This window comes from Pantoea rwandensis (genome assembly GCF_000759475.1).
Lineage (GTDB): Bacteria > Pseudomonadota > Gammaproteobacteria > Enterobacterales > Enterobacteriaceae > Pantoea > Pantoea rwandensis_B.
Window position 1 is genome coordinate 701449 of sequence record NZ_CP009454.1, and the last position, 25500, is coordinate 726948.

The 25500-nt window shown below is 56.3% G+C and carries 23 protein-coding genes; 13 read left to right on the forward strand and 10 right to left on the reverse strand.

The genetic code is table 11. The annotated features are described in order from the left end of the window. Nucleotides 1–115: 115 nt before the first annotated feature. The 3 genes from LH22_RS03110 to LH22_RS03120 form a co-directional block, all read right to left on the reverse strand. Nucleotides 116–1447: an MFS transporter gene (locus tag LH22_RS03110; protein WP_038644134.1), complete on the reverse strand. Its 1332-nt coding sequence runs from the start codon at nucleotides 1445–1447 to the stop codon at nucleotides 116–118. 289 nt (nucleotides 1448–1736) lie between these two features. Next, complete coding sequence (gene yhjD, locus LH22_RS03115; protein ID WP_038644136.1) at nucleotides 1737–2738, reverse strand: inner membrane protein YhjD; 1002 nt, start codon at nucleotides 2736–2738, stop codon at nucleotides 1737–1739. A 45-nt stretch (nucleotides 2739–2783) separates the two neighbouring features. Continuing rightward, nucleotides 2784–3683 carry a LysR family transcriptional regulator gene (locus LH22_RS03120; protein ID WP_038649800.1) on the reverse strand — a complete coding sequence of 300 codons (900 nt, stop codon included), beginning with the start codon at nucleotides 3681–3683 and terminating at the stop codon, nucleotides 2784–2786. Between the two features lie 115 nt (nucleotides 3684–3798). Here LH22_RS03120 and LH22_RS03125 point away from each other — a divergent pair, with 115 nt between their 5' ends. After that, entirely contained in the window at nucleotides 3799–4557 is a 759-nt protein-coding gene (locus LH22_RS03125) for an SDR family NAD(P)-dependent oxidoreductase (RefSeq protein WP_038644138.1), read from the forward strand. Between the two features lie 222 nt (nucleotides 4558–4779). On the opposite strand, the gene LH22_RS03130 is transcribed toward LH22_RS03125, so the two are convergent. Beyond that, nucleotides 4780–5628, reverse strand: a complete 849-nt coding sequence (locus LH22_RS03130) for a PhzF family phenazine biosynthesis protein (protein WP_038644140.1) — start codon at nucleotides 5626–5628, stop codon at nucleotides 4780–4782. 113 nt (nucleotides 5629–5741) lie between these two features. Between LH22_RS03130 and LH22_RS03135 the strand changes: the two genes are divergently transcribed. Then, on the forward strand, nucleotides 5742–6365 hold the full coding sequence (locus tag LH22_RS03135) for a glutathione S-transferase family protein (RefSeq protein ID WP_038644142.1): 624 nt from the start codon (nucleotides 5742–5744) through the stop codon (nucleotides 6363–6365). Here LH22_RS03135 and LH22_RS03140 read toward each other — a convergent pair. Then, nucleotides 6332–7822, reverse strand: coding sequence for a PLP-dependent aminotransferase family protein (locus tag LH22_RS03140; protein WP_038649803.1), 1491 nt, complete (start codon nucleotides 7820–7822; stop codon nucleotides 6332–6334). The two genes, LH22_RS03135 and LH22_RS03140, sit on opposite strands and share 34 nt — an antisense overlap. A 136-nt stretch (nucleotides 7823–7958) precedes the next feature. On the opposite strand from LH22_RS03140, the gene LH22_RS03145 reads away from it, so the two are divergent. Further along, nucleotides 7959–8546 (forward strand): LysE family translocator, encoded by a 588-nt coding sequence (locus tag LH22_RS03145; protein ID WP_038644144.1) that lies wholly within the window; start codon nucleotides 7959–7961, stop codon nucleotides 8544–8546. A gap of 71 nt (nucleotides 8547–8617) precedes the next feature. On the opposite strand, the gene mqo is transcribed toward LH22_RS03145, so the two are convergent. Next, the gene (mqo, locus tag LH22_RS03150) at nucleotides 8618–10228 is read right to left on the reverse strand and encodes a malate dehydrogenase (quinone) (protein ID WP_038644146.1); all 1611 of its coding nucleotides are present in this window, start codon (nucleotides 10226–10228) and stop codon (nucleotides 8618–8620) included. Nucleotides 10229–10758: 530 nt separating this feature from the next. Then, nucleotides 10759–11001 carry a DUF1158 family protein gene (locus LH22_RS03155; protein ID WP_038644148.1) on the reverse strand — a complete coding sequence of 81 codons (243 nt, stop codon included), beginning with the start codon at nucleotides 10999–11001 and terminating at the stop codon, nucleotides 10759–10761. 283 nt (nucleotides 11002–11284) lie between these two features. On the opposite strand from LH22_RS03155, the gene mntP reads away from it, so the two are divergent. The 9 genes from mntP to LH22_RS03205 all read left to right on the forward strand — a co-directional run bounded on the left by mntP (nucleotide 11285) and on the right by LH22_RS03205 (nucleotide 21716). After that, complete coding sequence (mntP, locus tag LH22_RS03160; RefSeq protein ID WP_038644150.1) at nucleotides 11285–11857, forward strand: manganese efflux pump MntP; 573 nt, start codon at nucleotides 11285–11287, stop codon at nucleotides 11855–11857. A 442-nt stretch (nucleotides 11858–12299) separates the two neighbouring features. After that, complete coding sequence (gene dgcN, locus LH22_RS03170; RefSeq protein ID WP_038644154.1) at nucleotides 12300–13307, forward strand: N-acetyltransferase DgcN; 1008 nt, start codon at nucleotides 12300–12302, stop codon at nucleotides 13305–13307. Nucleotide 13308: 1 nt separating this feature from the next. Beyond that, nucleotides 13309–14274, forward strand: a complete 966-nt coding sequence (gene dgcA, locus LH22_RS03175) for an N-acetyl-D-Glu racemase DgcA (protein WP_038644156.1) — start codon at nucleotides 13309–13311, stop codon at nucleotides 14272–14274. Nucleotides 14275–14289: 15 nt separating this feature from the next. Beyond that, nucleotides 14290–16158: an ABC transporter ATP-binding protein gene (locus tag LH22_RS03180; RefSeq protein ID WP_038644158.1), complete on the forward strand. Its 1869-nt coding sequence runs from the start codon at nucleotides 14290–14292 to the stop codon at nucleotides 16156–16158. A 21-nt stretch (nucleotides 16159–16179) separates the two neighbouring features. Then, on the forward strand, nucleotides 16180–17721 hold the full coding sequence (locus LH22_RS03185; protein WP_038644160.1) for a glutathione ABC transporter substrate-binding protein: 1542 nt from the start codon (nucleotides 16180–16182) through the stop codon (nucleotides 17719–17721). 107 nt (nucleotides 17722–17828) lie between these two features. Beyond that, entirely contained in the window at nucleotides 17829–18758 is a 930-nt protein-coding gene (locus LH22_RS03190) for an ABC transporter permease (RefSeq protein WP_034819965.1), read from the forward strand. Beyond that, nucleotides 18758–19642, forward strand: coding sequence for an ABC transporter permease subunit (locus LH22_RS03195; protein WP_038644162.1), 885 nt, complete (start codon nucleotides 18758–18760; stop codon nucleotides 19640–19642). Before LH22_RS03190 ends, LH22_RS03195 begins: the two co-directional genes overlap by 1 nt. 2 nt (nucleotides 19643–19644) lie before the next feature. Then, nucleotides 19645–20691, forward strand: a complete 1047-nt coding sequence (locus LH22_RS03200) for a P1 family peptidase (protein ID WP_038644164.1) — start codon at nucleotides 19645–19647, stop codon at nucleotides 20689–20691. Between the two features lie 203 nt (nucleotides 20692–20894). Next, entirely contained in the window at nucleotides 20895–21716 is an 822-nt protein-coding gene (locus LH22_RS03205) for a M55 family metallopeptidase (protein ID WP_038644166.1), read from the forward strand. Here the strand turns inward: LH22_RS03205 and LH22_RS03210 are convergent. Next, nucleotides 21711–21926, reverse strand: coding sequence for a hypothetical protein (locus LH22_RS03210; RefSeq protein ID WP_038644168.1), 216 nt, complete (start codon nucleotides 21924–21926; stop codon nucleotides 21711–21713). The genes LH22_RS03205 and LH22_RS03210 overlap by 6 nt on opposite strands. 197 nt (nucleotides 21927–22123) lie before the next feature. Here LH22_RS03210 and LH22_RS03215 point away from each other — a divergent pair, with 197 nt between their 5' ends. After that, nucleotides 22124–22960: a fumarylacetoacetate hydrolase family protein gene (locus LH22_RS03215; protein ID WP_038644170.1), complete on the forward strand. Its 837-nt coding sequence runs from the start codon at nucleotides 22124–22126 to the stop codon at nucleotides 22958–22960. Nucleotides 22961–23198: 238 nt separating this feature from the next. Here the strand turns inward: LH22_RS03215 and LH22_RS03220 are convergent, their stop codons facing one another. Further along, nucleotides 23199–24710, reverse strand: coding sequence for a serine hydrolase domain-containing protein (locus LH22_RS03220; RefSeq protein ID WP_038644172.1), 1512 nt, complete (start codon nucleotides 24708–24710; stop codon nucleotides 23199–23201). After that, nucleotides 24707–25447, reverse strand: coding sequence for an ABC transporter ATP-binding protein (locus LH22_RS03225; RefSeq protein ID WP_038644174.1), 741 nt, complete (start codon nucleotides 25445–25447; stop codon nucleotides 24707–24709). Before LH22_RS03225 ends, LH22_RS03220 begins: the two co-directional genes overlap by 4 nt. Nucleotides 25448–25500 lie beyond the last annotated feature (53 nt).

The window sequence follows — 25500 nt, forward strand, 5'->3', positions numbered from 1 at the left end:
GCCTCAAATAGCTGGAATAACGCCATTCAAGGCAATGTATTTTTGGCCCTATCTCAATTCTCACCCAATAAAAAACCCGGCCTGAGCCGGGTTTCATCATTTCAAACAGGCGCTATCACGCTTCGTACAGCGTCTGATGGCGCGTCTCTTTACAGGCAATCAGTGCAATCAGCGTCAGTACCGCCATGGAAGCCAGATAGAAACCGACTGCCTGCAAACCGTAGTTAGCGTTCAACCATGTCGCAATATAAGGCGCAACAGACGCACCTAAAATTGACGACAGATTGTACGAGAAGGATGCGCCGGTATAACGCACTTCCGTCGGGAACAACTCTGGCAGCAGCGCGCCCATCGGACCAAACGTCAGGCCCATAATGCTCAGACCCAGCAGCAGGAAGCCCATCACCAGAATCTGCGAGCCTGAACCCAGCAGCATTGGGAACATCAGCGCGAAAGCGATAATCATCAAAGTAATGGTGATCATGGTGCGACGACGGCCATAACGATCCGCCAATAGACCTGCAATCGGCACCATCACACCAAAACCAATCACTGCCACCATCAGCATCCACAGGAAGCTATTACGGGAGTAACCCAAGCCCGCAGGCGCTGGCGCAGTGCCGTAACTCATCGAGTACACGGTCATGATGTAGAACAGCGTATAGGTCGCCAGCATGATGAAGGTGCCAAGAATCGTAGCGGTCAGATGCTTGCTCAGCAGCGTGCCGATGGGCATTTTGACCTGCTTGTTCTCTTTCTGCACTTTGGCAAAAACCGGGCTTTCATGCAGCGAAACGCGCACATAGAGGCCAATCAGTACCAGTACGGCAGAAAGGATAAACGGCACACGCCAGCCCCAGTTCATGAACTGCTCATCGGTCAGCAACCAGGAGAGCAGCAGGAAAGTACCGTTAGCGAAGAAGAAGCCAATCGGCGCGCCGAGCTGTGGGAAAGAGCCGTAGAGCGCACGTTTCTTCGCGGGGGCATTCTCGGTTGCCAGCAGAGCCGCACCGCCCCATTCACCACCCAAGCCCAGACCCTGACCAAAACGCGCCAGCGCCAGCAGCAGTGGAGCGGCGACGCCAATGGTTTGATAGCTCGGTAGCAGGCCGATCAATACCGTGGAGACGCCCATGGTCAGCAGCGATGCTACCAACGTCGCTTTACGGCCGACACGGTCGCCGAAGTGGCCGAACAGCGCAGAACCAATTGGACGCGCGACAAAGGCGATAGCGAAGGTCGCCAGCGACTGTAGCGTCGCGACGGTGGGATCGCCCTGCGGGAAGAAAATGTGCGGGAAAATGATCACTGCCGCAGTGGCATAAATATAGAAATCGAAGAATTCGATCGCGGTGCCGACAAGCGATGCCACGACCACTTTGCCGCGTGAGTTTACGGGCGTGTCGTCGTGTTTTTTGTCGAGTGTTTCTGTGATGGAGGCTTGCATGACTGTTTCTTAATCGTAAATGTAGACAGAGAATCTTACGCACCTGTTTTGCGGCATTCAATGACGAAAACCCGCGCCAGAACAGGCATTTTCGGCGAAAAAGTGGATAATTTCTGAGTTGTGGCAATCGACGGGGGATGGGAACGGGAAGTGTCACTTTTTTGGCGGGAATCTCTGCAAAAGGGCCAAATTAAAGTGACCCTTTAGCGTTTCCTGCTGGTTTTTGCTGAAATAATAGCCCGCAGGAAACATTTTTAGCTGTTAGGGCAAATGTAACAAATTTGCGATGTTAATTGCCCTGATGCGGCTGCGGCATCTCTTTATCATCCTTGTATTTTGCGGTGGCGATCCACGCGGCGCAGAACAGTGTCAGACGGGCGAAGAAGTAAAAGAACGCCATTAATCCCAGCACCGAACCAAAGGCTGCGCCGGACGGTGAGGTGGCCAGCTTAGGCAGCGTCAGCGTCATGACAAACTTAATCACCTCAAAGCCAATCGCCGCCAGCAGCGTGCCGCGAAACAGCGCTTTTTTGCGCGGCTTGTGGCGCGGCAGAATCCAGAAAATCCACAGGAACAACAAATAGTTGGCAAAAATGGAGATCGACAGCGCAATGATGGTCATTGCCGGGCGCAGCCACTCGATATCCTCCAATCCCAACGCGTTAACGATGGCATTCTGCGCGGCACCGGCAATGGAGGTCAGCGACAGCGTAATCACCAATGCCAGCATCAGGCCGAGCAACGACACCAAATCACGCGCATATTTCTTCCACAACTTCTCTTGATCGTCCGGCTTCCGCTCCCACACATCGCGCGACTGCGCGCGCACCGCCTCGCGCAAATTGCCCATCCAGTTGATGCCAGAGTAGAGCGCCAGCAGCAAACCGGTTAACCCGACCGTCGCGCGTTGCTGAATCGCGGTGTTCACGGTATTCTTTAGGGTGGTGGCCAGCGTAGGATCGCTGATGCTGTTAACGATTTTGTTGATCAACTCGGTGAGTAAATCCTGATTCGACGCCAGCACAAAACCGACTGCCGCAAAGGAGACCATCAAAATCGGTATCAGAGATAGGAAGGAGAAGTAAGTGATCGCCGCACCAAACTGGCTGCCGAGGCGATCGTTAAACCGATCCAGCGCGCGCATAAAATGCGCCACCGCCGGAATGGCCTGGAACCAGGTCGCAAACCGCGACACGTTCTGGATTGAGCCATCCACGGTTTTGTTACCGGTATTGATATCAATAAGCGGCTTCTTTTCAGCCGTGGATTCTTGGTTAGGTTTGTCTGTCATAGACGGTCAGCATCCTGTTCACTGCGAAATTAAAATTATAGCCCTTTATGTCACATACTCCTGCAACACCTGACTCAGCCACTCCATAAACACCCGCACGCGGCGTGCTACGTTGCGGCGATGTGGGTAAAGCAACGAAATCGGCATCGGCTTAGCCGGGAAGTGATGCAGCACTTCCACTAACTGGCCTGATTCCAGCAGTGGCTGCACGCCAATCGCGGGCACCTGAATAATGCCTAAACCCGCGATGCAGGCGGCACGATAAGTTTCGGTGCTGTTCACCGTCACCACGCCGCCGGTCTGAACATAGTGGCACTGCTTACCATCAAAATATTCAAACCCCAGAGAGGGCTGTCCCAGCTGCTGGGTGTAATGCACCATCGCGTGCTGTGCCAGATCTTCGAGGCGCACCGGCATGCCGAAGCGGGAAAGGTAGTCGGGACTGGCGCAGTTAATCAAGGCATGTGATCCGATTTTTCGCGCAATCAGACCCGAATCTATCAGCTCGCCCACACGGATCACGCAGTCAAAACCTTCACGAATCACATCCACCTGGCGATCGCTGCTGCTAAGCTCAATTTCGATGCCGGGATAATGCTGCAGAAACTCGGGCAAACGCGGCAGGATAAATCCGGTGGCCATGGCCACCGACATATCGACGCGCAACTTGCCGCTCAGGGTGGCGGGGTCGTGCTGGAACAGGCTGTCCATATCGTCGAGCATCGACAACAGATCAAGACAACGATCGTAGTAGACCAGCCCATCCTGGGTGAGATGAACACGCCGGGTGGTGCGATGCAGCAGACGCGTGCCCATTTGATTTTCCAGCGCCTGAAGCTGGCGCGATACGCTGCCTTTTGGTAGTCCAAGACTTTCAGCTGCACGGGTAAAACTGCCCATTTCTGCCACCCGCACAAAAACCTGCATTGCGTGAATTTTATCCATGTTGTTCACCGATTGTTGTTGTTAGTGAAACAGTGCTGCGTATTCCTCTGCGTTTATAGATCAATTTATAACGAATATCCTTATCCCGTGTTCAATTTTCCACCTGGAGCGAAACATGAGTCATAAAATTGCATTGATTACCGGCGGCAACCGCGGTTTGGGCAAGAATGGTGCGCTGAAACTGGCGGCCAAAGGTGTCGATATTCTTTTCACCTATCGTGGTCACGCGGAAGAAGCGCAGGCCGTGGTGAAAGAGATTGAGGCGCTGGGCGCGCGTGCTGTGGCACTGCAGCTGGATGTTGGTGACAGCAGCACCTTTAACACTTTCGTGGCACAGGTGAGAGAGGCACTGCAAAAAACCTGGCAGCGCGACAACTTTGATTATTTAGTGAACAACGCCGGTCACGGTCACTACAAGCTGTTTGCAGAAACCACGGAAGAAGAATTTGATGCGCTGATCAATGTGCATTTCAAAGGGCCTTACTTCCTGACGCAGAAGCTGCTGCCGTTGATCGTTGATGGTGGTCGCATCCTGAACATCTCCAGCGGATTAACGCGCATGACGTTGCCGGGCTCAGGCACCTATGCTTCGGTGAAAGGGGCGATGGAAGTGCTGACGCGCTATCAGGCCAAAGAGCTGGGCGAGCGCCGCATTCGCGTCAATATTCTGGCACCGGGTGCGATTGAAACTGACTTCGGCGGTGGACGCGTGCGTGACACCAAAGATCTTAACGATCACATTGCCTCGGTGACATCGCTGGGCCGTGTGGGTCAACCGGATGATATTGGTGACGCGATCAGCGCCATCCTGAGTGAGGAAACCGGCTGGATCACCGCGCAACGTATTGAAGCTTCAGGTGGGCAGGCGTTGTAATCATGCACGCTGAGTGACGTGGCATTCATGCACGATAAATCGCGGCGCTACGCACTCCTTTGGATGGCCGTAGCGCCGCAATTTATTGCGCGTGTTTGAGATCTCAATCGCCCTGCTACGCAATCATGCGGTTGGTCGTTAATTGCCCATGTTTGAGATCTCAATCGCGCCGCTACGTAGCCATGCAGAGGGCCGTAGCGGCGCAATTTATTGCGCGTGTTTTTAGATCTCGATCGTCCCGTCAATCACGGTCACTGTCTGGCCGCCAATCCAGATGTTATCACCGCTAAAACTCACCTGAATTCGCCCTTCACGCTGGATAGCGCTGCCTTGACGCGCACGATAATCCTCGGTTTTCCCCTGGGCCGCGAAATAGCGCGCCAGACAGGCGTTGGCGCTGCCTGTTACCGGATCTTCGGTCAGGCTGCCGTTCTCAACCAGCAGCGCGCGCACCTCATACTGCTCACCGCACTCCTCTGGCAGCGGGCCAAACAGCGCAGTGCCATTGACGTCGGCATGTTTTTGCAAACGCAGCAGATCCGCTGCGCTGGCCTGCACATCCAACACCGCCTGCGCGCTGTTCATCGGGATCAGCAGCCAGCGAATCCCCATATCGACAATGGTCGGCGTCTGGTGGGTATCAAAGGCTTCGCTATTCAGTGCGCTGCTCATCAACGCGTCTTCAAATGGCGTCAGCGTGACGTCGGGTGCGGCGAAGGCCAGTGCGCCATCCTCGCTAATGCGCACATCCACCAGGCCAACGCCGCACTCCTGCACGATCTTACCCGGTGTTTTCACTGTCCATCCCGCTTCCAGCAAGGCGTGAGCCGTGCCCAGCGTCGGATGACCGGCAAAGGGCAATTCCCCTTCAGTGGTAAAAATGCGCACCCGATAATCGGCCGCAGCATCCTGTGGTGGCAGGACAAAGGTGGTTTCCGACAAATTGGTCCAGCGGGCGATAGCGGCCAGTTGGGCGTCACTTAATCCCTCTGCATCCATGATGACTGCCAGCGGATTACCTTTAAACGCTGATGAGGTAAACACATCCACCTGCTTAAACGCGACTTTCATTTTCTCTCCTTGCTGGTTGAGGCACTCTGAAATCCTGATTTACATCCTGCAGATTGCTAATGTCAGTCAACAGGACTATGAATAGGTTAAGAATTCTGGAATCGGAGTCCGCTATGTTAAAAGTTCTTGGTCGTACTTCTTCAATCAACGTGCGCAAAGTTCTGTGGTTGTGTTCAGAACTGGATCTCGCGTATGAGCTCGAACCCTGGGGTGAAGACCCGCAATCGCTGCACTCGGCGGAATTCATGGCGCTCAACCCTAATGCCATGGTGCCGGTGATCATCGAAGATGACTTCGTGATGTGGGAATCCAACGCCATTCTGCGCTATCTCGCCAACAGCAACGGCGGCGACTGGCTCTATCCTGAAAACCCACGTGCGCGTGCACCGGTGGATCAATGGATGGACTGGCAAGCCACCGAACTCAATACTTCCTGGCGCTATGCGTTTATGTCACTGGTGCGCAACTCACCCGCCCATCAGGATCCGCGTTTGCTGGCCGCCGCGATTAAAGGCTGGACGCACACCATGAATATTCTTGACCAGCATCTGCAAAAAACCGGGCGCTACGTCGCAGGACGTAACTTCTCGCTGGCAGACATTCCGGTGGGGCTTGCGGTCAATCGCTGGTTTGAAACCCCACTGGAGCACCCTGAATTTCCAGCCGTGCAACTCTATTACGAGCGTCTGACCGAGCGTGAGGGTTACACCACCTGGGGCCGCAACGGCAAGCCTTGATCCTGTCCCGGTGCCAGGCCTGTGATTTCGCAGGCTAGCGCACCGGTGCGTTTTAGTGCCCACGTATAACGCTCATCAAACGGATAACAGCAGGAGAGGCGCAGTGCATGTTTATAACGGTCGCTCAGCGAGTAGAGCGCTCCCGGCGTCACGCAAATCTGCTCCTGCAATAACCGGTGGAACATCTCCACGGTATCCACTTTTCCGGGCAACTCCACCCAAAACACAAAACCTCCTTTGGGCAGGGTAGCGCGGGTTCCCTGCGGAAAATGGCGCGCCATGATGCCGCGCGCCGCATCGAGATTGGCGGCATAGCGACGGCGCAGCGATCGCAAATGATGGTCGTAGCCACCGCTTGCCAGAAATTCGGCGAGGGTCTCACACAATAGGCGCGACTCAGACATGGAAGAGACGGCTTTCAAACGGGCGATGGCCTGATGGAAGCGGCCGGCAGCGGTCCAGCCCACGCGGAAATCCGGCGCCACCGTTTTGGTAAAGCTGGTGCAGTAAATCACCCAGCCCTCGCTATCAAAGGCTTTCACCGGCGGTGATAGAGGCCAGTCAAACTGCAACTCGTCATACAGCCCATCTTCCAGCAATGGAACGTGGTAAGTATTCACTAACTTTGCCAGCCGCTTCTTATTCTCCAGTGGCATCACATAGCCAAGAGGATTCTGCGCGCCGGGCATGGCGATCAGCGCCTGAATACGCTTCTCCTGCAGCAGCATCTCCAGCGCGTCCAGTGACAGCCCTTGCTGTGGATCGGTGGGGATTTCCAGTGCTTTCAGGCCCAGTGAGGCCAGCAGTGGGAACAGGAAGAAGTAAGTGGGGGATTCCAGCCCAATGCAATCGCCAGGTTTCGTGACCGCACGCAGCGCCAGTTGTAAGGCTTCCATGCAGCCGTGGGTGAGGGTGATCTCTTGCGCAGTCAGATTGATGCCGGTGTGCAGACTGCGGCGCGCTATCTCCTCCCGTAAGCGTTCACTACCAGGCGGAAGCGCATAGCGCCCGATGATGTCGGGATTGTGCCGTAAAATGCCTGAGGTAATTCGGCCTAAGCGTGCTGCCGGATAGAAGGTGCCATCCTGCGGACAGGCCAGAGAGATATTGGTGTAATCGGCATTATTCTGCGCGGCAAACACCTGCTCAATCAGTTCCAGTTTCTGCGTGCTGGGGTCGTTGATTTTCGCGGGCAGCGGTTTGACCGGACGCGTCACGGCCGGCATCACACCACGCACGTAATAGCCCGATTGCGGACGCGCTTCTATCAGGCCGCGATCTTCAAGAATTTGCCAGGCATTGAGCACAGTATTGACACTAACCTGATGCGATTGTGCCACGCGGCGAATAGCGGGCAGCCGTTTGCCCGGCTTCAGCGTGCCTTGATGAATCGACTCGGCAAAGCTATCTGCCAGCTGCTGATACAGCGTTTGACCGGATGAAAGGGGAAGGGACACAAAAGCCTCTGCGTGCAATGGGTACAATCTAAAATAAAGCAAACTGTATCCATTACAATAGTTGTTTTGTGTCTCTGTTTCCATTGCCCGGCACGCATTAGCATGATGTTAACTTTGAACCATCAGGAAGCGCATCATGCTCGACCCTTCATTCTTCAGCTACGTCACGGTGATGTCGATCACCCCCGGACCGAACAACCTGCTGCTCGCCACATCGGGCGTCAATTTTGGTTTTAAACGCACGCTGCCCATGCTGTTTGGCATTCTGCTCGGCTGTGCGATACAGATGCTGCTGGCTAGCATGGCGTTGGATGTGTTGCTGCACTGGATGGCATCCATTCGTTTGCCATTAACGGTGGTGGGGTGCAGCTATTTGCTGTGGCTGTCATGGAAAATCTTTCGGGCCGCAGCACCAGAAGCGCGTGAACGTCCGCGCCCGATGACGCTGGTGGGCGGCATCTGTTTTCAGGCGGTGAATCCCAAGGCCTGGCTGATGGTGACTAACGTGGCGCTGATGTACGCCAACAGCAACGGCGTCATTACGGTATTGCTGGGGTTTGCCGCATTGAACTTACCCTGCATCCTGATCTGGGCCGCGATGGGGGATCGTCTGCGCAGTCATCTGCAGGTGGCGTGGAAACGTCAGGCGTTTAACAGTCTGATGGCGCTGTCGCTGGTGGCCACCACGGCCTGGATGCTGTACGACGCGGTGCTGCTGAGTTGAGCTGAAGTGCACTCATAAAAAAGGCCGCTTGCGCGGCCTTATCAGTATTCACAGCAATCAGGATTGACTGGTTACTTCCCCACCACGTGCGCCGTCTCGCGGGCTTCGTCGTTGGCTGCGTCAGGCGTAACGATTGGTGCGTAATCGAGCTGCAGTACGCGGCTGGTTTCCGCCAGAATCTTCTCGGTCAGCGCTACGTCACCGTTCATTTTACGGCCCCAGGTTGGGATCACCGCGCGGATTTTGGTCTGCCACTCAGGTGAACGCATCTGCTCAGGGAAGGCTTTCGCCATCAGCTCCAGCATAATCGGCGCTGCAGTAGATGCCCCTGGCGAAGCGCCGAGCAGGGCTGAAATCGAACCATCTTCAGAGGTCACAACTTCCGTGCCTAAACGCAGTACGCCGCCCTCTTTCTCATCGTTTTTGATGATCTGTACACGCTGGCCGGCAGTGACCAAACGCCAGTCTTCCTGCTTAGCCTGCGGTACATAAGCACGCAGCGCTTCCATCCGATCGTCATCGCTTTGCAGCACTTGATCGACCAGATATTTCACCAGGTCGAAACTCTTCAGGCCGACCTGCATCATCGGTAACAGGTTACTGCCGTTCATCGCGCCGAACATATCGAGCAGCGAACCCTGTTTCAGGAATTTGGTCGAGAAGGTGGCGAACGGGCCAAACAGCAGCACCTGCTTACCATCCAGCACACGCGTATCCACGTGTGGTACCGACATCGGCGGTGCGCCAACGCTGGCTTTGCCGTACACCTTCGCCATGTGTTGTTGCACCACTTCTGGATTCTCGGTCACGAGGAAGGAACCGCCCACCGGGAAACCGGCGTAGCCTTTCACTTCCGGGATGCCGGATTTTTGCAGCAGTGGCAGCGCGGCACCGCCCGCACCGATAAACAGCTGCCGCGTGATCAGCTGGCGATTTTCACCGCTGGCCAGATTATGCAGCGTCACTTGCCAGCGGCCATCGCTCAGGCGCTTGATATCACGCACTTCCTGACGCAGACGCAGGCGGAAATTGGCTTTCTTCTGTAAAGAGGCAATCAGTTGACGCGTCACTTCACCGAAGTTGACGTCGGTGCCCATTTCGGTCCAGGTGGCAGCCACTTTCTGTTTGCTGTCACGGCCATTCATCACCAGCGGAATCCACTGGGTGATCTGGTCGCGATCTTCTGAATAGTTCATGCCACGGAACAGGGTACTTTTTTGCAGCGCCTGGAAACGTTTGCGCAGGAACTCAACGTTATCGTCGCCCCAGACGAAGCTCATGTGCGGCGTACTGTGGATAAAGCTTTTTGGATTGCGCAGATTGCCTTTCTGAACGTGGTACGCCCAGAACTGGCGAGAAATCTGGAACGATTCGTTGATCGCCACCGCTTTTGCAATGTCGATGCTGCCATCCGCCTTCTGCGGCGTATAGTTCAGCTCGGCCAACGCAGCGTGACCGGTCCCGGCATTATTCCAGCCGTTAGAGGATTCCACCGCGACATCGTCAAGGCGTTCCACCATCTCAATCGACCAGTCTGGCTCCAGATCCTGCAGCCACGCGCCTAAGGTGGCACTCATCACGCCTGCGCCGATCAGCAGTACGTCGACATCCTTTCGTTCCTGAAGGTTTGCGCTATCCATACCAGCGGCGGCGAGCGCCAGGTTTACCGCAGTAGTACTCATGAGGCGACATCTCCTCTCTCTGTTGACCTGAAGTTCAACAGGTTCGCAGGCGAAACAGCCACGCTTCTTTCGAGCGCGTCGCGCTATTTCTCAAAGGTTAAGACTCAGGTTTAAGTCAGGGGACGATAACGGTTAACTGCACGTTATGCATATGCATTTGAATATAACATTCTCGTATCGGAATTAAACGTTTGTTTATTTTTTAAAGGCCGAAATGATTCAGCATAAGAATTAATCAGCTCAACCCTGCTGTCATAAGGGATTTTTATCCCTTAATCAGAGGGTTATGGTAATGCAGTTGTTGCGATATTGTGAGAGGAATGCGCAGGCTAATGTTCAGAGAGTGAGCGGCGTCACATCTTAATTGCATGATTAATATCAATTTATAGTGGATTGATTTTTTATGCGGTTTTTATGTTGCGTGATATTTCGCCAGATCGTGTAAAACTAATGTTACATTTTTGTGGGTGTTAATTTTTCGCCGCGTCAGACAGGGGTCAGAGGAAAAAAGCATTACGCGGCGGTGGGGATCACTTCTTAGCGAGGCGACGCCATGCAAAGCGGATGACAAAAAATTCAATCGCGCCCAGCAGCAGGAACCACAAGCAAAACACGATAGTGTAGAGCTGATTCAGGTCCTGCAAACGCAGCATCTCCTGAATCCGTCTGGACAATTCCAGGCCGAATTGCGGCGCGGGCAGCAGTAGCGCGGAGAGAAAGCCCAGCAGCAGGATTCCGCCAGGGATAATCAGCGTTTCAAACGGGTTTTTCATCGCAGGTTTCCTATCAATTAGCGCGGGCATTAGCGCATAAAAGCGTGCTGGCGTGCAATCCCTGTGCCGGGTAACCCTAAGAAAATTCTTCTATTCCATCCACTTAGCGTCATAAATAGCGCAAGTTAAGAGTTATAGCCTTTGCTATACTTAAATCCATGATTTTACTGTCTTTTTTTTGGTGATTTTGCGTGCTAGACTGCGCGCACTTTTTCATTACTGAACAATAGATGCGGAAAATCTCTCGCTTGAAGGCATTTTTCGCGGCATTGATTGAAAACCCATGACATTTATCGCAACTCTGATTCTGGCCTTTGGTATGTCGATGGACGCCTTCGCCGCTGCACTGGGCAAAGGCGCGTCGCTGCATCGCCCGAACTTCAAAGAAGCGCTGCGCACCGGCCTGATCTTTGGTGTGATTGAAATGTTGACGCCGCTGATTGGCTGGGCGATCGGCCTGGCGGCCAGTCGCTACATCATGGCATGGGATCACTGGGTGGCGTTTGCCCTGTTAACCGTTCTTGGTGGCCGCATGATAATGGAAGGTTTCCGTCAGACGGCGGATGATCCCTGCGAAGCGCCGCAGCGTCATGGCTTTATGGTACTGGCGATGACCGCCGTAGCAACCAGCCTTGATGCGCTGGCGGTGGGCGTCGGCCTGGCATTCCTGCAGGTGAATATTGTGCTCACTGCACTGACAATTGGCGCCGCCACGACGATTATGGCTACCACGGGCGTGATGGTCGGACGCTTTATCGGTCCGATCATGGGTAAATGGGCTGAAGTGTTAGGGGGTGTCGTATTAATAAGCATCGGCTGCACTATTCTCAGCGAGCACCTTGGCCTGTTCAGCTAATTCAGGCATCTGCCAAACCCCTCATTTTGTGATCTGGCTCAAAAATAATTGCGTGAAAAACGCGCGTTAGTTATACTTTTCGCGTATTTCTTCAACAATTTTTGAGCCAGGTATCCAATGAAACGTTTTTTCCGCTACGTGTTTCGTGCATATGTTGAGACTTTCAAGCACGTCCCGCCAGGCGCACTGCATTAATCGCACTTTATACCCTCGATAATCGCGGTCAGGGATCGACCTGTGGTTATCAATGATTTTCTTATCTCCCCCGCTCAATAACGCCGCGAATTTTCTCTCTATCAAAGGCTTAGTATCGTTAACCATCAGTTTTCGATCTGGCTATAGCCTGACGTTATACCCTGCTACCAAACAAGCATTCGTCACCTCTTAACCCGCATGGAATAGTCGATTCAGACCCTCTAACCCGTCTGAAACGAGAAACATCATGTTGATCCCACAACCCTATTTATTGTTCCTTGGCGATGTCACCGACCCACTGGCCGCTAAAACGGCGCGCGGCATTCACGTCTGGCGCCCTGAGCAGTGCGTCGGCGAAATTAAACTGCCGGGCTGTACTGTCAGCTTAGGTCTGGACGTGCTCGATATCGCCACGGCAAAAGAACGTGGCGCGAAAACGCTGGTACTGGGCACCGCCAATGCGGGGGGCTATCTGCCCGAGCACTGGCTCGACACGGTTAAAGGCGCCATCAAAGCCGGTATGAACGTGGCGAGCGGTTTGCACCATCGTCTGGTGGATGAGCCAGAGCTGGTCGCGTTAGCCCAGGAATTTGGCGTTGAGCTGTTTGACCTGCGTCATATGCGTCCAAAACTGAATGTTGGCAGCGGCAAAAAGCGGACAGGTAAGCGTGTACTTACTGTCGGTACGGACTGCTCAGTTGGCAAGATGTACACCTCGCTGGCGCTGGAAGCGGCAATGCGTGAACGCGGTATGAAGGCGGATTTCCGCGCGACCGGGCAAACCGGCATTCTGGTTGCTGGTGAAGGCATTGCGATTGATGCGGTGATTGCCGACTTCATCGCCGGTGCAGTGGAAGCCCTGTCACCCGCCAATGATGCCGACCACTGGGATATCGTTGAAGGTCAGGGCTCGCTGTTCCATCCTTCTTATGCGGGCGTCAGCATGGGCCTGATTCACGGTGCGCAGCCGCACTGGCTGGTGATGTGCCACGAAATGGGCCGTCCGCACATGCGCCATTTACCGCATCAGCCGATGGTGAGTTTGAAAGATTGCGTGGAGGCCAACCTGCGCGCAGCCGATGTCACCAGCGACAATGTTCAGCTGGCTGGTTTTGCTATCAACACCTCCAACTACAGCGAAGAAGAGGCCCGCGCCTATTGTGCGGAAGTCAGCGCTGAATTCGGCGTGCCTGCTACCGATCCGGTGCGTTTTGGTATCGCAGATATCGCCGCCCTGCTGCAGGAGCGTGGCTAAGATGCGGCGCATGCAGATTGAAGTGCTGGAGCTGCCGCTGGCGCGTCCCTTCGCTATTTCGCGTGGCACGCGTACCGCCGTTACGGTCATTCGCGTCACGCTGGAGCAAAACGGCTTTATTGGACGTGGCGAGTGCACGCCGACGCCGCGCTACGATGAAACACCAGACAGCGTTGAGGCGCAGCTGGAAGCGATGCGTGAAGATGTCGAAGCGGGCTTAAGCCGTATCGATCTGCAAAGCCGTTTATCTGCCGGTTCAGCGCGTAATGCGCTGGACTGTGCGCTGTGGCGTCTGGATGCCGCGCTGGCTAAGCAGACGCTGTGGCAGCAGTGCGAACGCACTGCACCGCCTTCGGTGATCACGGCGGAGACCTTAAGCCTCGACTCCATCGAAAACATGGCGGCCGCAGCGGCTGATGCCGTGTCGCGTGGCGCCATCCTGCTGAAAATCAAACTTAATCGTGACGAAATATTAGAGAAGGTGGCAGCCATCAGAGAGGCTGCGCCGCGTGCAACCTTGATCATCGATGCCAATGAAGCCTGGTCGGGCGTCGATCTGCATAGTCTGCTCACTGCGCTACAGGCTTACAACATCGCTATGGTTGAACAGCCGCTGCCTGCCGGACAAGACCAGGATCTGCAACGATTTAACCACCCGATACCGGTGTGTGCTGATGAGAGCTGCCATACGCGTGAAGACATCGCCGAGCTGCGTAATCGCTACGAGATGATCAACATCAAGCTGGATAAGTGCGGCGGCCTGACCGAAGCCTTAGCGATGGTCGAAGAAGCGCAGAAGCGGGATATGCGTCTGATGGTTGGCTGCATGCTGGGCTCCTCACTCGCAATGGAAGCTGCGCTGCCGGTGGCGATGGCTGCAGAACACGTCGATCTGGATGGCCCCATCTGGCTGGCCGCCGATAGCTCACCCTTCCTTTCCTACGCTCAGGGCCGAATCTGGCTGTAACCGCAAGAGGCAACGATGACGGACACTTTACTTACCCCCAACGCCGCCAGCGTTGCCGGTCCCGCGCCGGTACTCGCGATACAGGATCTCAGCGTCTCGTTTCGCGGCCGCAGCGGCGAAAATCAGGCACTGAAAGGCATCACTTTTGCCATTTATCCCGGTGAAATTGTCGCCGTAGTGGGTGAAAGCGGCTCGGGAAAATCTGTCACTTCGCTGGCGGTGATGGGCCTGCTGGCCGCTTCAGGCCGTATCGATCGCGGCAGTATGCAGTTCCGCGACCGTCGCGGCACAACCCACGCACTGGAAAAGTTGGACGACACTCACCGCCGCACTTTACGTGGTCGTGAGATGGCGATGATTTTTCAGGAGCCGATGACCTCACTCAATCCGGTGCTGCGAGTGGGCGATCAGTTGACGGAAGCGCTGCGTGATCATCAGATGTGCGATAAAGCCGCAGCGGATGCGCGTGCGCGGGCACTGCTGCGCCAGGTTCGCATTGCCGATGTTGATCGCGTCATGAAAAGCTACCCGCACTCGCTGTCGGGCGGCATGCGTCAGCGCGTGATGATTGCGCAGGCGCTGGCGTGCGATCCACAGCTGCTGATTGCCGATGAACCGACCACCGCGCTGGACGTCACCGTGCAGGCACGCATCCTGCACATCCTGCGCGACCTGCAACGCGAGAAGCAGATGGCAGTGCTGTTTATCACTCACGACATGGGCGTGGTGGCGGAAATCGCCGACCGCGTGGTGGTGATGTTGCGCGGTGAAGTGGTGGAACAGGGCACGGTCGCCGACATCTTCAATGCGCCGCAGCATCCTTACACCAAAGCGCTCCTGGCCGCCGTGCCGAAATTGGGCGACATGCGCGAACAGCGCTGGCCGCAGCGCTTCCCACTGTTGGGCGCCACTCAGCCCGCCGATAGCGGTGAACAGCGCACCGCCCGTTATGACGAAACCCCGCTGCTGGATGTGCGCGGTTTAAAAGTTTACTACCCGATTCGCAGCGGCATCTTTTCTGCCTTGACTCATCAGGTGCACGCAGTGGAGCAGATCGACTTCAGCCTGTGGCCGGGCGAAACCCTGGCGATTGTCGGCGAGAGCGGCTGCGGCAAATCCACTACCGGCCGCGCGCTGATGCGTCTGATTAAAAGTCAGGCCGACAGCATTCATTTCCAGGGCAGTGAAATCGCCAACCTGAAAGAGGCGGAGTTTCAGCCGCTGCGCCGCGAAATTCAGATGGTATTTCAGGATCCCTACGCCTCTTTAAACCCGCGTCTGACCGTGGGCTTTACCATTGCCGAGCCTCTGCTGCTGCACGGCCTGGTGAAATCGCTGGAAGAAGCCACGCCGCAGGTCGATGCCTTGCTGAAAAGCGTTGGTCTGTTGCCCGAACATGCCACGCGCTATCCCCATGAGTTTTCCGGCGGCCAGCGTCAGCGTATCGCGATTGCCCGTGCCATGGCGTTAAAACCCAAAGTTATCATCGCCGATGAGGCCGTTTCAGCGCTGGATGTCTCCATTCAGGCGCAGGTGGTCAATCTGATGATGGACCTGCAAAAGCAGACCGGCGTGGCGTGGATTTTCATCTCGCACGACATGGCGGTGGTGGAGCGTATCGCTAACCGCGTGGCGGTGATGTATCTCGGCCAGATTGTCGAGCTTGGCCCGCGTCAGTCGGTGTTCAACCAGCCGCAACATCCGTATACCCAACGTCTGCTGGCCTCGGTGCCGGTGGCCGATCCACAGAACCGTCAGACCCGTACTTTCGAAGATAGCGAAATTCCTTCGCCGCTGCGCAAGTTGGGCGAAACGGTCACCAAACCCCGTTATCGCCAGGTTGCACCGCAACACTGGGTCGCTGACGACATTGCATCGCGCTAACGCTCAATACCAGGAGATTTCATGAAAACCCTTTTTCGCCGTTCGTCACTGGCTTTTGGCTTGACCCTCGCGCTGGCTGCCGCCGCGCAGGCGCAGGATCTGCGTATTTCGATGTATGCCGATATCACCGGTCTTGACCCACACGATACCTCGGACAACGTCAGCTATTCGGTACAGAGCGGCATCTTTGAACGCCTGTTCCAGTTCGATGCGCAGATGAAGCTGCAACCCTGGCTGGCGACCAGTTATACCCATAATGACAACGCCACCGAATTTACCCTGACGCTGCGTAAAGGCGTCACATTCCAGGACGGCACGCCGTTTGATGCTGAAGCGGTCAAGGCCAACCTCGATCGCCTCGCCGATCAGACCAAAGGCCTGAAGCGCAATAGCCTGTATAAGATGATTGCCAAGGTCACGGTGCTGGCGCCGGATCAGGTGAAAATCGACCTCAATCAATCCTTTGGTGCCTTCATCAATACCCTGGCGCACCCATCAGCGGTGATGTGGAGCCCGGCGATCCTCAAACAATACCCAGAAGAAGCACAGTTGCGCCTGCATCCGGTCGGCACCGGTCCGTTCAGGTTTGTCGACTGGCAGCCGGGCAAGGCCGTTTCGCTGGTGAAGTATGATGGCTACTGGCAAAAAGGCTGGCCGAAGGTGGATAAAGTGACCTTCTCGCCCAGCCCGGAAGATGCCACCCGCGTTGCCGCACTGAAATCAGGGCAGGTGGATGCGATCTGGCCGCTGCCATCGGATCTGATAGCCACCGTGCAGAGCGACAGTAAATTAGCGATCCAGCGCGATCCGAGCATCTATCTCTACTACATGGCGATCAACACCCAGCACAAGCCATTGGCAGACGTGCGCGTGCGTCAGGCGATCAACTACGCCATCGACCGTAATCTGTGGTTGAAAGTGGCGTTTGCCGGTATGGGCAAACCCGCTTCTTCCGCGATGCCGGAAGGGGTGCAGTTCTATCAGAAGCAGAGCGAGCCGAATTATCACTACGCTCCGGATGAAGCCAAAGCCTTGCTGAAAGCGGCCGGATACCCGAACGGTCTGGATTTGAAACTGTGGACCACTAACACCACCGCCAGCGTGCGTGCGGCGCAGGTGCTCAAAGCCCAGCTGGCGACCGTCGGCATTCGTGCCACAGTGACGCCAATGGATTCCGGCACACGCAACGCCAAGCTGTGGGGCGTAAAAGATCCCAAACAGGCAGAGTTTGACCTCTATTACGGCGGTTGGTCGACCTCAACCGGTGATGCGGACTGGGCATTGCGTCCACTGTATGCCACCGAATCCTGGGTACCGACCTCATATAACGTCTCGTACTTCAGCAATCCGGATGTCGATAAAGCCATTGCCGGTGGGTTAGCCACTGCCGATCCAGCCAGACGCGGTGAAGCCTATGCGGAAGCCCAGAAACTGCTGTGGAAAGAGGCGCCAGTTGCCTTCCTCGGCACGCCGGACAACCTGGTGGGCAAACGCAGCAACCTGACAGGCGTGTCCATGCTGGCAGATGGCAACTTCCTTTATACCCAGGCGGCCTTTAAGTAAGAACTTGTCGTGATGGGTCGTCGCAAATGGCGACCCTACGGCTCATCAGCACATTTTACGTAGGGTGCGCATTTATACGTACCTGGTCGCCATCCAAAAGGAACTGCATGTTCGCATACATTATTCGCCGACTGCTGGAGATGATCCCGGTCTTGCTGGTGGTCTCGCTGTTGGTGTTCGGCTTTATCAAGCTGCTACCGGGCGATCCCGCACGTATTTACGCCGGGCCAGACGCACCGATTGAAGCGGTCGAAGCCGCGCGTCAGCATCTTGGACTCAACGATCCGCTGCCGCAGCAGTACGTTAACTGGATCGGCGGACTGCTGCGTGGCGATCTTGGCGTCACTTACCGCACGCAACAGCCGGTGCTGCAAGTGATCAAGCAAGGCTTTATGCCAACCCTATTGCTGGCGCTGGCGGGCTTCGCCTGGTCGGTGATCCTCGGCCTGTTTCTCGGTGTGCTGGCCGCACTGAAGCGCGGTAAATGGCAGGACTGGACATTGATGAGCGTCGCCGTCGGCGGCATCTCGATGCCCACTTTTTGGTTGGGCCTGTTGCTGATCCAGTTCGTTGCCATGCCCTTCGGCCTGTTCTCGGTGAGCGGGTTCAACAAGGCCAGCGACATCATCCTGCCTGCTATCACTTTGGGGTCCTCGGTGGCCGCTGTGATGGCGCGCTTCACCCGTTCCGCCTTCCTCGAAGTGGCGCAGGAAGATTATGTGCGCACCGCCAAAGCCAAAGGGCTGCGCAATCGGCTGGTGACGTGGAAGCACGTGATGCGTAATGCCCTGATCCCAGTGATCACCATGCTCGGCTTGCAGTTCGGTTTTCTGCTCGGCGGATCGATCGTCGTAGAGAGCGTTTTCAACTGGCCCGGTTTGGGCTGGCTGTTGATCGAGTCGATCAAAGCACAAGATCAGCCGGTGATTCAGGCGCTGGTGATGCTGTTCGTGTTTGAATTTATTGTGATTAACTTGCTGGTGGACCTGCTCTACGCCGTGGTCAATCCAGCCATTCGCCTGCGACAGGAGTCGTGATGAGTACAGAATCTCTCTCTGCCGCAACGTCACAGACCATCCGCTCACCGTGGCGCGATTTCCTGCACGCCTTTGTGCGTAATCCGCTGGCGCTGGTCTCCGGTGGTTTTGTATTGCTGCTGGTTATTGTGGCGATCTTCGCGCCCTGGCTGGCGCCGTGGGATCCGATGGCACCGGACTGGATGGCCTTATCATCACCCCCTTCAGCGGCACACTGGATGGGCACCGATGACCTGGGACGCGACCTGCTGAGCCGCATCATCTACGGTGCGCGCATTTCACTCTATGTTGGCGTGCTGTCGGTAACGCTGGGCATGGTGGTGGGCGTACTCCTCGGTTTGCTGGCGGGCTATTACGGTCGCTGGATCGATATGCTCATCATGCGCGGTTCCGACGTGCTGTTTGCTTTCCCCGGCATGCTGTTGGCGATTGCGGTGGTGGCGATTCTCGGTCCGGGACTGAATAACGTGATTATCGCCGTAGCGGTGTTCAGCGTGCCGGTATTTGCTCGCATAGTGCGCGCCTCAACGTTATCGCTCAAACAGGCTGCGTATGTCGAAGCGGTGCGCTGCGCCGGGGCACCCGATCGCGTGATCCTGCTGCGCCACATTCTGCCCGGCACGCTCTCCAATGTGATTGTCTATTTCACCATGCGTATCGGCACCAGTATTCTAACGGCAGCGGGGCTCAGTTTTATCGGCTTAGGCCCGGAACCGGATGTGCCTGAGTGGGGTAATATCCTGGCAATGAGCCGCAGCATGATGATGGGCGGTTTATGGCACGTCAGCGTGTTCCCCGGCCTGGCGATTTTCATTACTGTGCTGGCGTTTAACCTGCTGGGTGATGCGCTGCGCGATACGCTCGATCCCAAACTAAAGAGTTAAACATGGATTTCCAACAATTGCAGCGCGATGGGCTGCTGCAACGCTGGCGCAGCGAGCGACAGCTGGGACAACCGCGCAGTGCTTGCGGCGCCACCAATCGCATTAGCGATGTGCCCGGCGTGCGCGTCGGCCATCACACGCTGGCAGACGGTGAGAGACAAACCGGTGTGACGGCGATTGTGCCGCCGGGCGATAATCTGTTTCTCAAGCCGTTACCCTGCGGCGCGGCGGTCTTTAATGGCTTTGCCAAGCCGGTCGGGTTGGTGCAAGTGGAAGAGTTAGGCGTGCTGCAAACGCCGATCTTGCTCAGTAACACGCTGGCAGTCGGCACGCTGTTTACCACGTTGGTACGCGATGCCATCAGCCGCAACCCGGAGCTGGGTCGCAGTTTGCCGACCGTCAATCCGCTGGCGCTGGAATGCAACGATGGCTGGCTGAACGACATTCAGGCGCTGGCGGTGACCGAAGCGATGGCGCAGGATGCATTGGACTCGGCGCAGGCCGATTTCGCCCGTGGTAGCGTCGGTGCCGGACGTGGCATGAGCTGTTTCAGTTTGAAGGGCGGCATTGGCAGCGCATCGCGCTTAATTCCTTCACTGAATGCCACTTTGGGCGTGCTGGTGCTGGCTAACTTTGGGGCACTCAATGCGTTCACGCTGGATGGTGTGCGCATGGGTGACATGATTGGGCCGCTGCTGCCAGAACTGGCGCCGCAGCGCGATGCCGGCTCCATCATCATTATCATGGCCACCGATGCGCCGCTGGATGCCCGCCAGCTCAAGCGTCTCGCCAAACGCGCCGGTGCCGGATTAGGTCGTTTAGGCAGCTACTGGGGCCATGGTTCAGGCGATATTGCCGTGGCCTTCTCCACGCAAACACAGCCAATTCCGCCGGAGGATGCGGCGCTGGAACCGCTGCTCGCCGCCGCTGCCGATGCCACTGAACACGCAGTGCTGGATGCGTTGTTAAGCGCCGAAGCGGTCAGCGGTTTTCGCGGCCATCATCGCCCGTCACTGACGCAAGTGCTGGATGAATTGGCTAAATCTTAGGGTTGCGATTGGCTGTACTGCTAATGACAGGATCGCCATTCATAGCGTAATGCTTGTCACTTCAGTGCGTTTCGGTCGCCATTAATGGCGCCTTTTACAGCAGCGCTTGCGGTCAGCCTGAATGCTGCACTTGACCCACAATTGCCCGTAGGGTCGCCATTTATGGCGACCGTGTTTCAATCCGCTTGGAATTTGCCTGACTTATGAAAATATTCATCTCTGCTGACATTGAAGGTATCGCGGGCGTGATGCGTCCGGAACAGTGCTCACCCGGCCATGCGGAATACCAGCTGGCACGCGGGTTGATGGAACAGGAAGTAAACGCCGCCATCGACGGTGCATTTGCCGGCGGAGCCACCGAAGTGGTGGTGGCTGACAGCCATGCGCAAATGACCAACCTGCGCGCGGAAAATATCGATCCGCGTGCGCGCATGGTGCAAGGCAAGCCGCGTGGCTTGTCGATGGTGGAAGGCATTGAGCAGCAGCCGTTTGATGGCCTGTTCTTTATCGGTTATCACAGCGCGGCGGGCGAGCCAGGCGTGCTGGCGCACACCATTAACGGCCGTGCTTTTTGGCGCATTCATATCAATGGCAAAGTGATGGGCGAAAGCGATATCTACGCTGCCGCCGCCGCCGAACAGGGTACGCCGCTCTGGCTGGTTAGCGGTGACGACCAGCTACAAGGCTGGATCGCCGAACACTATCCGTCGGTGGATTACGTCTGCGTGAAACGCGCGATTTCCCATACCTGCGCCGAGTCCATCAGTCCGCAAGCGGCACAAAACGCCATTCGTGCTGCCGCCACCGCAGCGGTACAGCGTGCGCGCCAGGTCAGCACCACACGTTTGACCGCGCCGTATGAGATGCAGTTGCAGGCCAGTAAACCGGTGCTCGCGGATTTGTTCAGTCTGATTCCCGGCGTGACGCGTATTGATGCCGTAACCGTGGGCTATTGTGCCGATCAAATGGGCACCTTGATCAGCCTGCTGAGTGCGTTCTCCTATCTGGCCAGCACCCAGTCATAATGCAGCCAGCATCGAAGGCCACTGAATGTGTAGCGGCTCAATATATTGCGCATCTGCCAGCAACAATGCCGCCAGCATCGAAGACCGCTGGATGTGTAGCGGCTTAATACATTGCGCATCTGCCAGCAACAATGCCGTCAGCATCGAAGGCCGCTGGATGTGTAGCGGCTTAATACATTGCGCATCTGCCAGCAACAATGCCGCCAGCATAGAAGGCCACTGAATGTGTAGCGGCGCAATTTATTGCGCACCTTGCATCAACAATGCCGCTCCAGGAGAGCGCGATAAATCTCACCGCAGCGGGGTTGAGCAAGGCATGGTGCAGGCATATTCCTGGCAGGTCGTACCGCATTTCCTGCTGGCTTTTGGTAACCTGCGCGCAATTTATATATAACAACGAGGCAGTCATGCAGCTCTGCAGTTTTTATCTTATTGACCAGGAAAGAAAAAGTTACGGAATCGTGCGGGAAGAGGGCATTATTGACGTCGGTTCGCGCCTCGGCGCGGAGTGCCCGGACCTGAAATCTTTGTTACAACGCGGTGCGGTCAGCGACCTGGAAGCCTTTCGCTCATTGCCTGCGGATCACCCATACAGCGCGATTCGCTTTCTTCCGGTAGTGGAAAATCCTGGTAAAGTGTTCTGTGTCGGCATGAACTACGCGGACAAGCGTAAAGAGTTTGCCGAGACTATAGAAGCGCCAACGCTGTTTGTGCGTTTTGCCGATTCACTGGCAGGTCACGAGCAGCCGCTGTTAAAACCGGCCACCACGCAGGAGTTCGATTACGAAGGCGAACTGGCAGTAATCATCGGCAAAGATGCCTATCAGGTTAAAGCGGCCGATGCGCTGCAACATGTGGCGGGTTACAGCTGCTTTATGGATGCCACGGTACGCGACATGCAGTTTACCTGGTTTACCGCCGGTAAAAACTGGCAGCAGACCGGTGGCTTTGGTCCGTGGATGACCACCTCAGATGAAATCCCCGATCCGCAGCAGCTGGCGATCAAAACCTGGCTGAATGAGCGTGAAGTGCAGAACGACACCACCGCCAGCATGGTGCATCCGGTGGCGAAAATTATCGAATACATTTCGGCGTTCAGCCCGCTGTCAGCAGGTGATGTGATCATCACCGGTTCACCGGGCGGCGTCGGTAAGAAACGCACGCCACCGCTGTTTATGTTCCCCGGCGATGTGATTGAGGTCGAGATCGAGAAAATTGGTCGTCTGCGCCACCACGTTGTTTAAGCCGTGATGCTTGAATGCGCAGATTGCCATTTAAGGCGTAATGATTATTCATTCCGCGGCAGAGGATAACGCCGTCTGGTGCCGCTCAGGGGCTTGAAGACGGCCCGGCAGCAGCAGAGGTGCGCTGGCCCGCACCCCAGCATGCTAACCCAAACGAAAAAAGCTGCCATTTTTAAAAATGGCAGCTTTTGCGCATGTGGTTTTCATTGACCCGCTTCACGTCATCAATGGCGTCCGCTTAGCGCGTAAATCTCACCACGCGGCTGCGATTGAGCAGCAGCCGCAGCGAGTCACCTTCGCGCGCTATCACAAAGCGTTTTTCCCAAGGCCCATCCTGTGCAGTGGCGAGCACGCGATCGCCGCTCAGCGATTGCAACGTGGCATGAATGGCCGCTGGGCCAATGCCCATGATCAGCCGGTCACCCTCAATCACCATTTCACTGCGCCACGGCTGCGCGAACCAACGGCCTTGCAGCTGTTCAAGGCTGGCACTGTCTGCTTCTACCGGCACAAAACGACGCGGCGCATGACCGATTTCACCGACAATGGCATCGCCTTCATGACGCAGTTTTATCGGGAAGGTGCTGGACAGCGACACGGCATCACCGTGTGGGTCGGCGCGCCATAGCGTTTCACCAGCGCCAAGCCAGGTCGCCGTGACACCTTTGATCTCCAGCCAGTCGGCGGCGTTTTCCGCCACGTATAAGCCCGGCGTCAGATCATGACCTTTCTCCGGCAGCGTACGATTCAGCAGTGCCGCCATGACACGCAGTGCACTTTCTGACGTCGTCACATCTTCGCGGTTGGCGACAATCGCCACGCCCAGCTTCAACTCCGGATGCAACAGGAAGTAGCTCTTGTAACCCGCATGTGAACCGCCATGACCAAACAGCGTTTGGCTGCCCAGTGTGGAGCTGGTGATGCCTAGCCCGTAGCCGCTGATTCGGCCATCATTGAGGTTGCGCGGTGCGCTCAAACGTTGCAATACCCCTGCGCCGGGACCACTATCCGCTAACAGGCTTTGCAGCCAGCGCGTCAGATGATTGACGCTGCCAGTGACACTGCCCGAGGCGGAAAGGTGTAATCCGGCGCTGGAGAGCTGCCACTGTTGGCCATTTTGCCAGTAACCCGGCACCAGTCCCGGCACGATATCGAACCAGGTTTCCGGCGCGATCAAACTGATATCCAGCGGCTCGCAGATATATTGCTGCAACAGATCGTTGAACAGCACACCTTTGGCTTTCAGCGCCTCTTCCACCAGGCGGTAACCGGTGTTGGTGTAAGAGATCTCGCTGCCCGGTGGATAGCTGAGCTCGCCTTCCTGCGCGACAAAATCCAGCAGGTCGGCAGCACTGGTGGCGTTGTACACCGACAATCCCAGCAGCGACAGGGTCTCGCGCACATCAGGCAGGCCACTGCTCATATCCAGCGCCTGGCCGACGGTGATCTGGCCGTTTGCGCCCGTAAGCTGCGGTAGATGCTGCACCAGCTTATCGTCGAGTTGCAGATAGCGACGGCCCGGCCCGGTGACCAGCGCGGCAAACAGATGCTTGGTTATCGAGGCAAAACGCACCACGCTGTCAGCGCTGAAGGGAGTTTGCTGCGCCAGATCGGCCAGACCGGCGCAGTGTGTCGAGTGAATCTGATGGGCATCAAACAGGACTATCGCACCACCCGGTGCGCCGGGCTGCTGCCAGCCTTGTGTTATCTGCTGTGCCACCTCGGCGGCCTGTTGCCAGTTCGCGGTCATGCTGGTTCCTCCAGCGTCATGCTGAGATCAAACAGTTGAGCGGTATGCGGATGCTGGATGCGCCGCGCGCGCAAATCTTCCGCGCTCAACTGCTCCACCATCTCACCGTGCTGCATCACCCCAATGCGCTGGCACAGATGGGTCACCACCGCGAGGTTATGCGTCACCATAATGTAGGTGAGTTTGCGTTCGCTGCGTAGATCGCTGAGTAAATTCAGGATTTCGGCCTGCACCGAGACATCCAGCGCCGACGTGGGCTCATCCAGCAGCAGCACTTCCGGTTCGGCAATCAATGCGCGGGCAATCGCCACGCGCTGACGCTGACCACCCGAAAGCTGGTGCGGATAACGAAAACGTACCGCTGCGGGTAAGCCAACTTCACTCAGCGCCTGGCTGATACGCTGTTCGGCGCGATCAAGCTGATGCACCAGCAACGGCTCATGCAAAATGCGGTCGATAGTTTGACGCGGGTGCAGCGAACCAAAGGGGTCTTGAAACACCATCTGTACCTGGCGATAGAAAGCACGGCTGCGTTTGGCGCCCAGCTCCATGCCACCAAATTTCATGCTGCCTTGCCAGTCGGCATTGAGCCCGGCGAGAGCGCGCAGAATAGTGGATTTGCCCGAACCACTCTCGCCGACCATGCCAAAGCTTTCGCCGTTGGCGACGGCGAAGCTCACACCTTTCACTATCTGATGCGCACCAAAGGCGATGCGCAGGTTATCGATTTCAATCATGAAGCTGCCTGTAAATTCTGTGCGTTCGTTGAACGGTACGCATCCCTACGCAT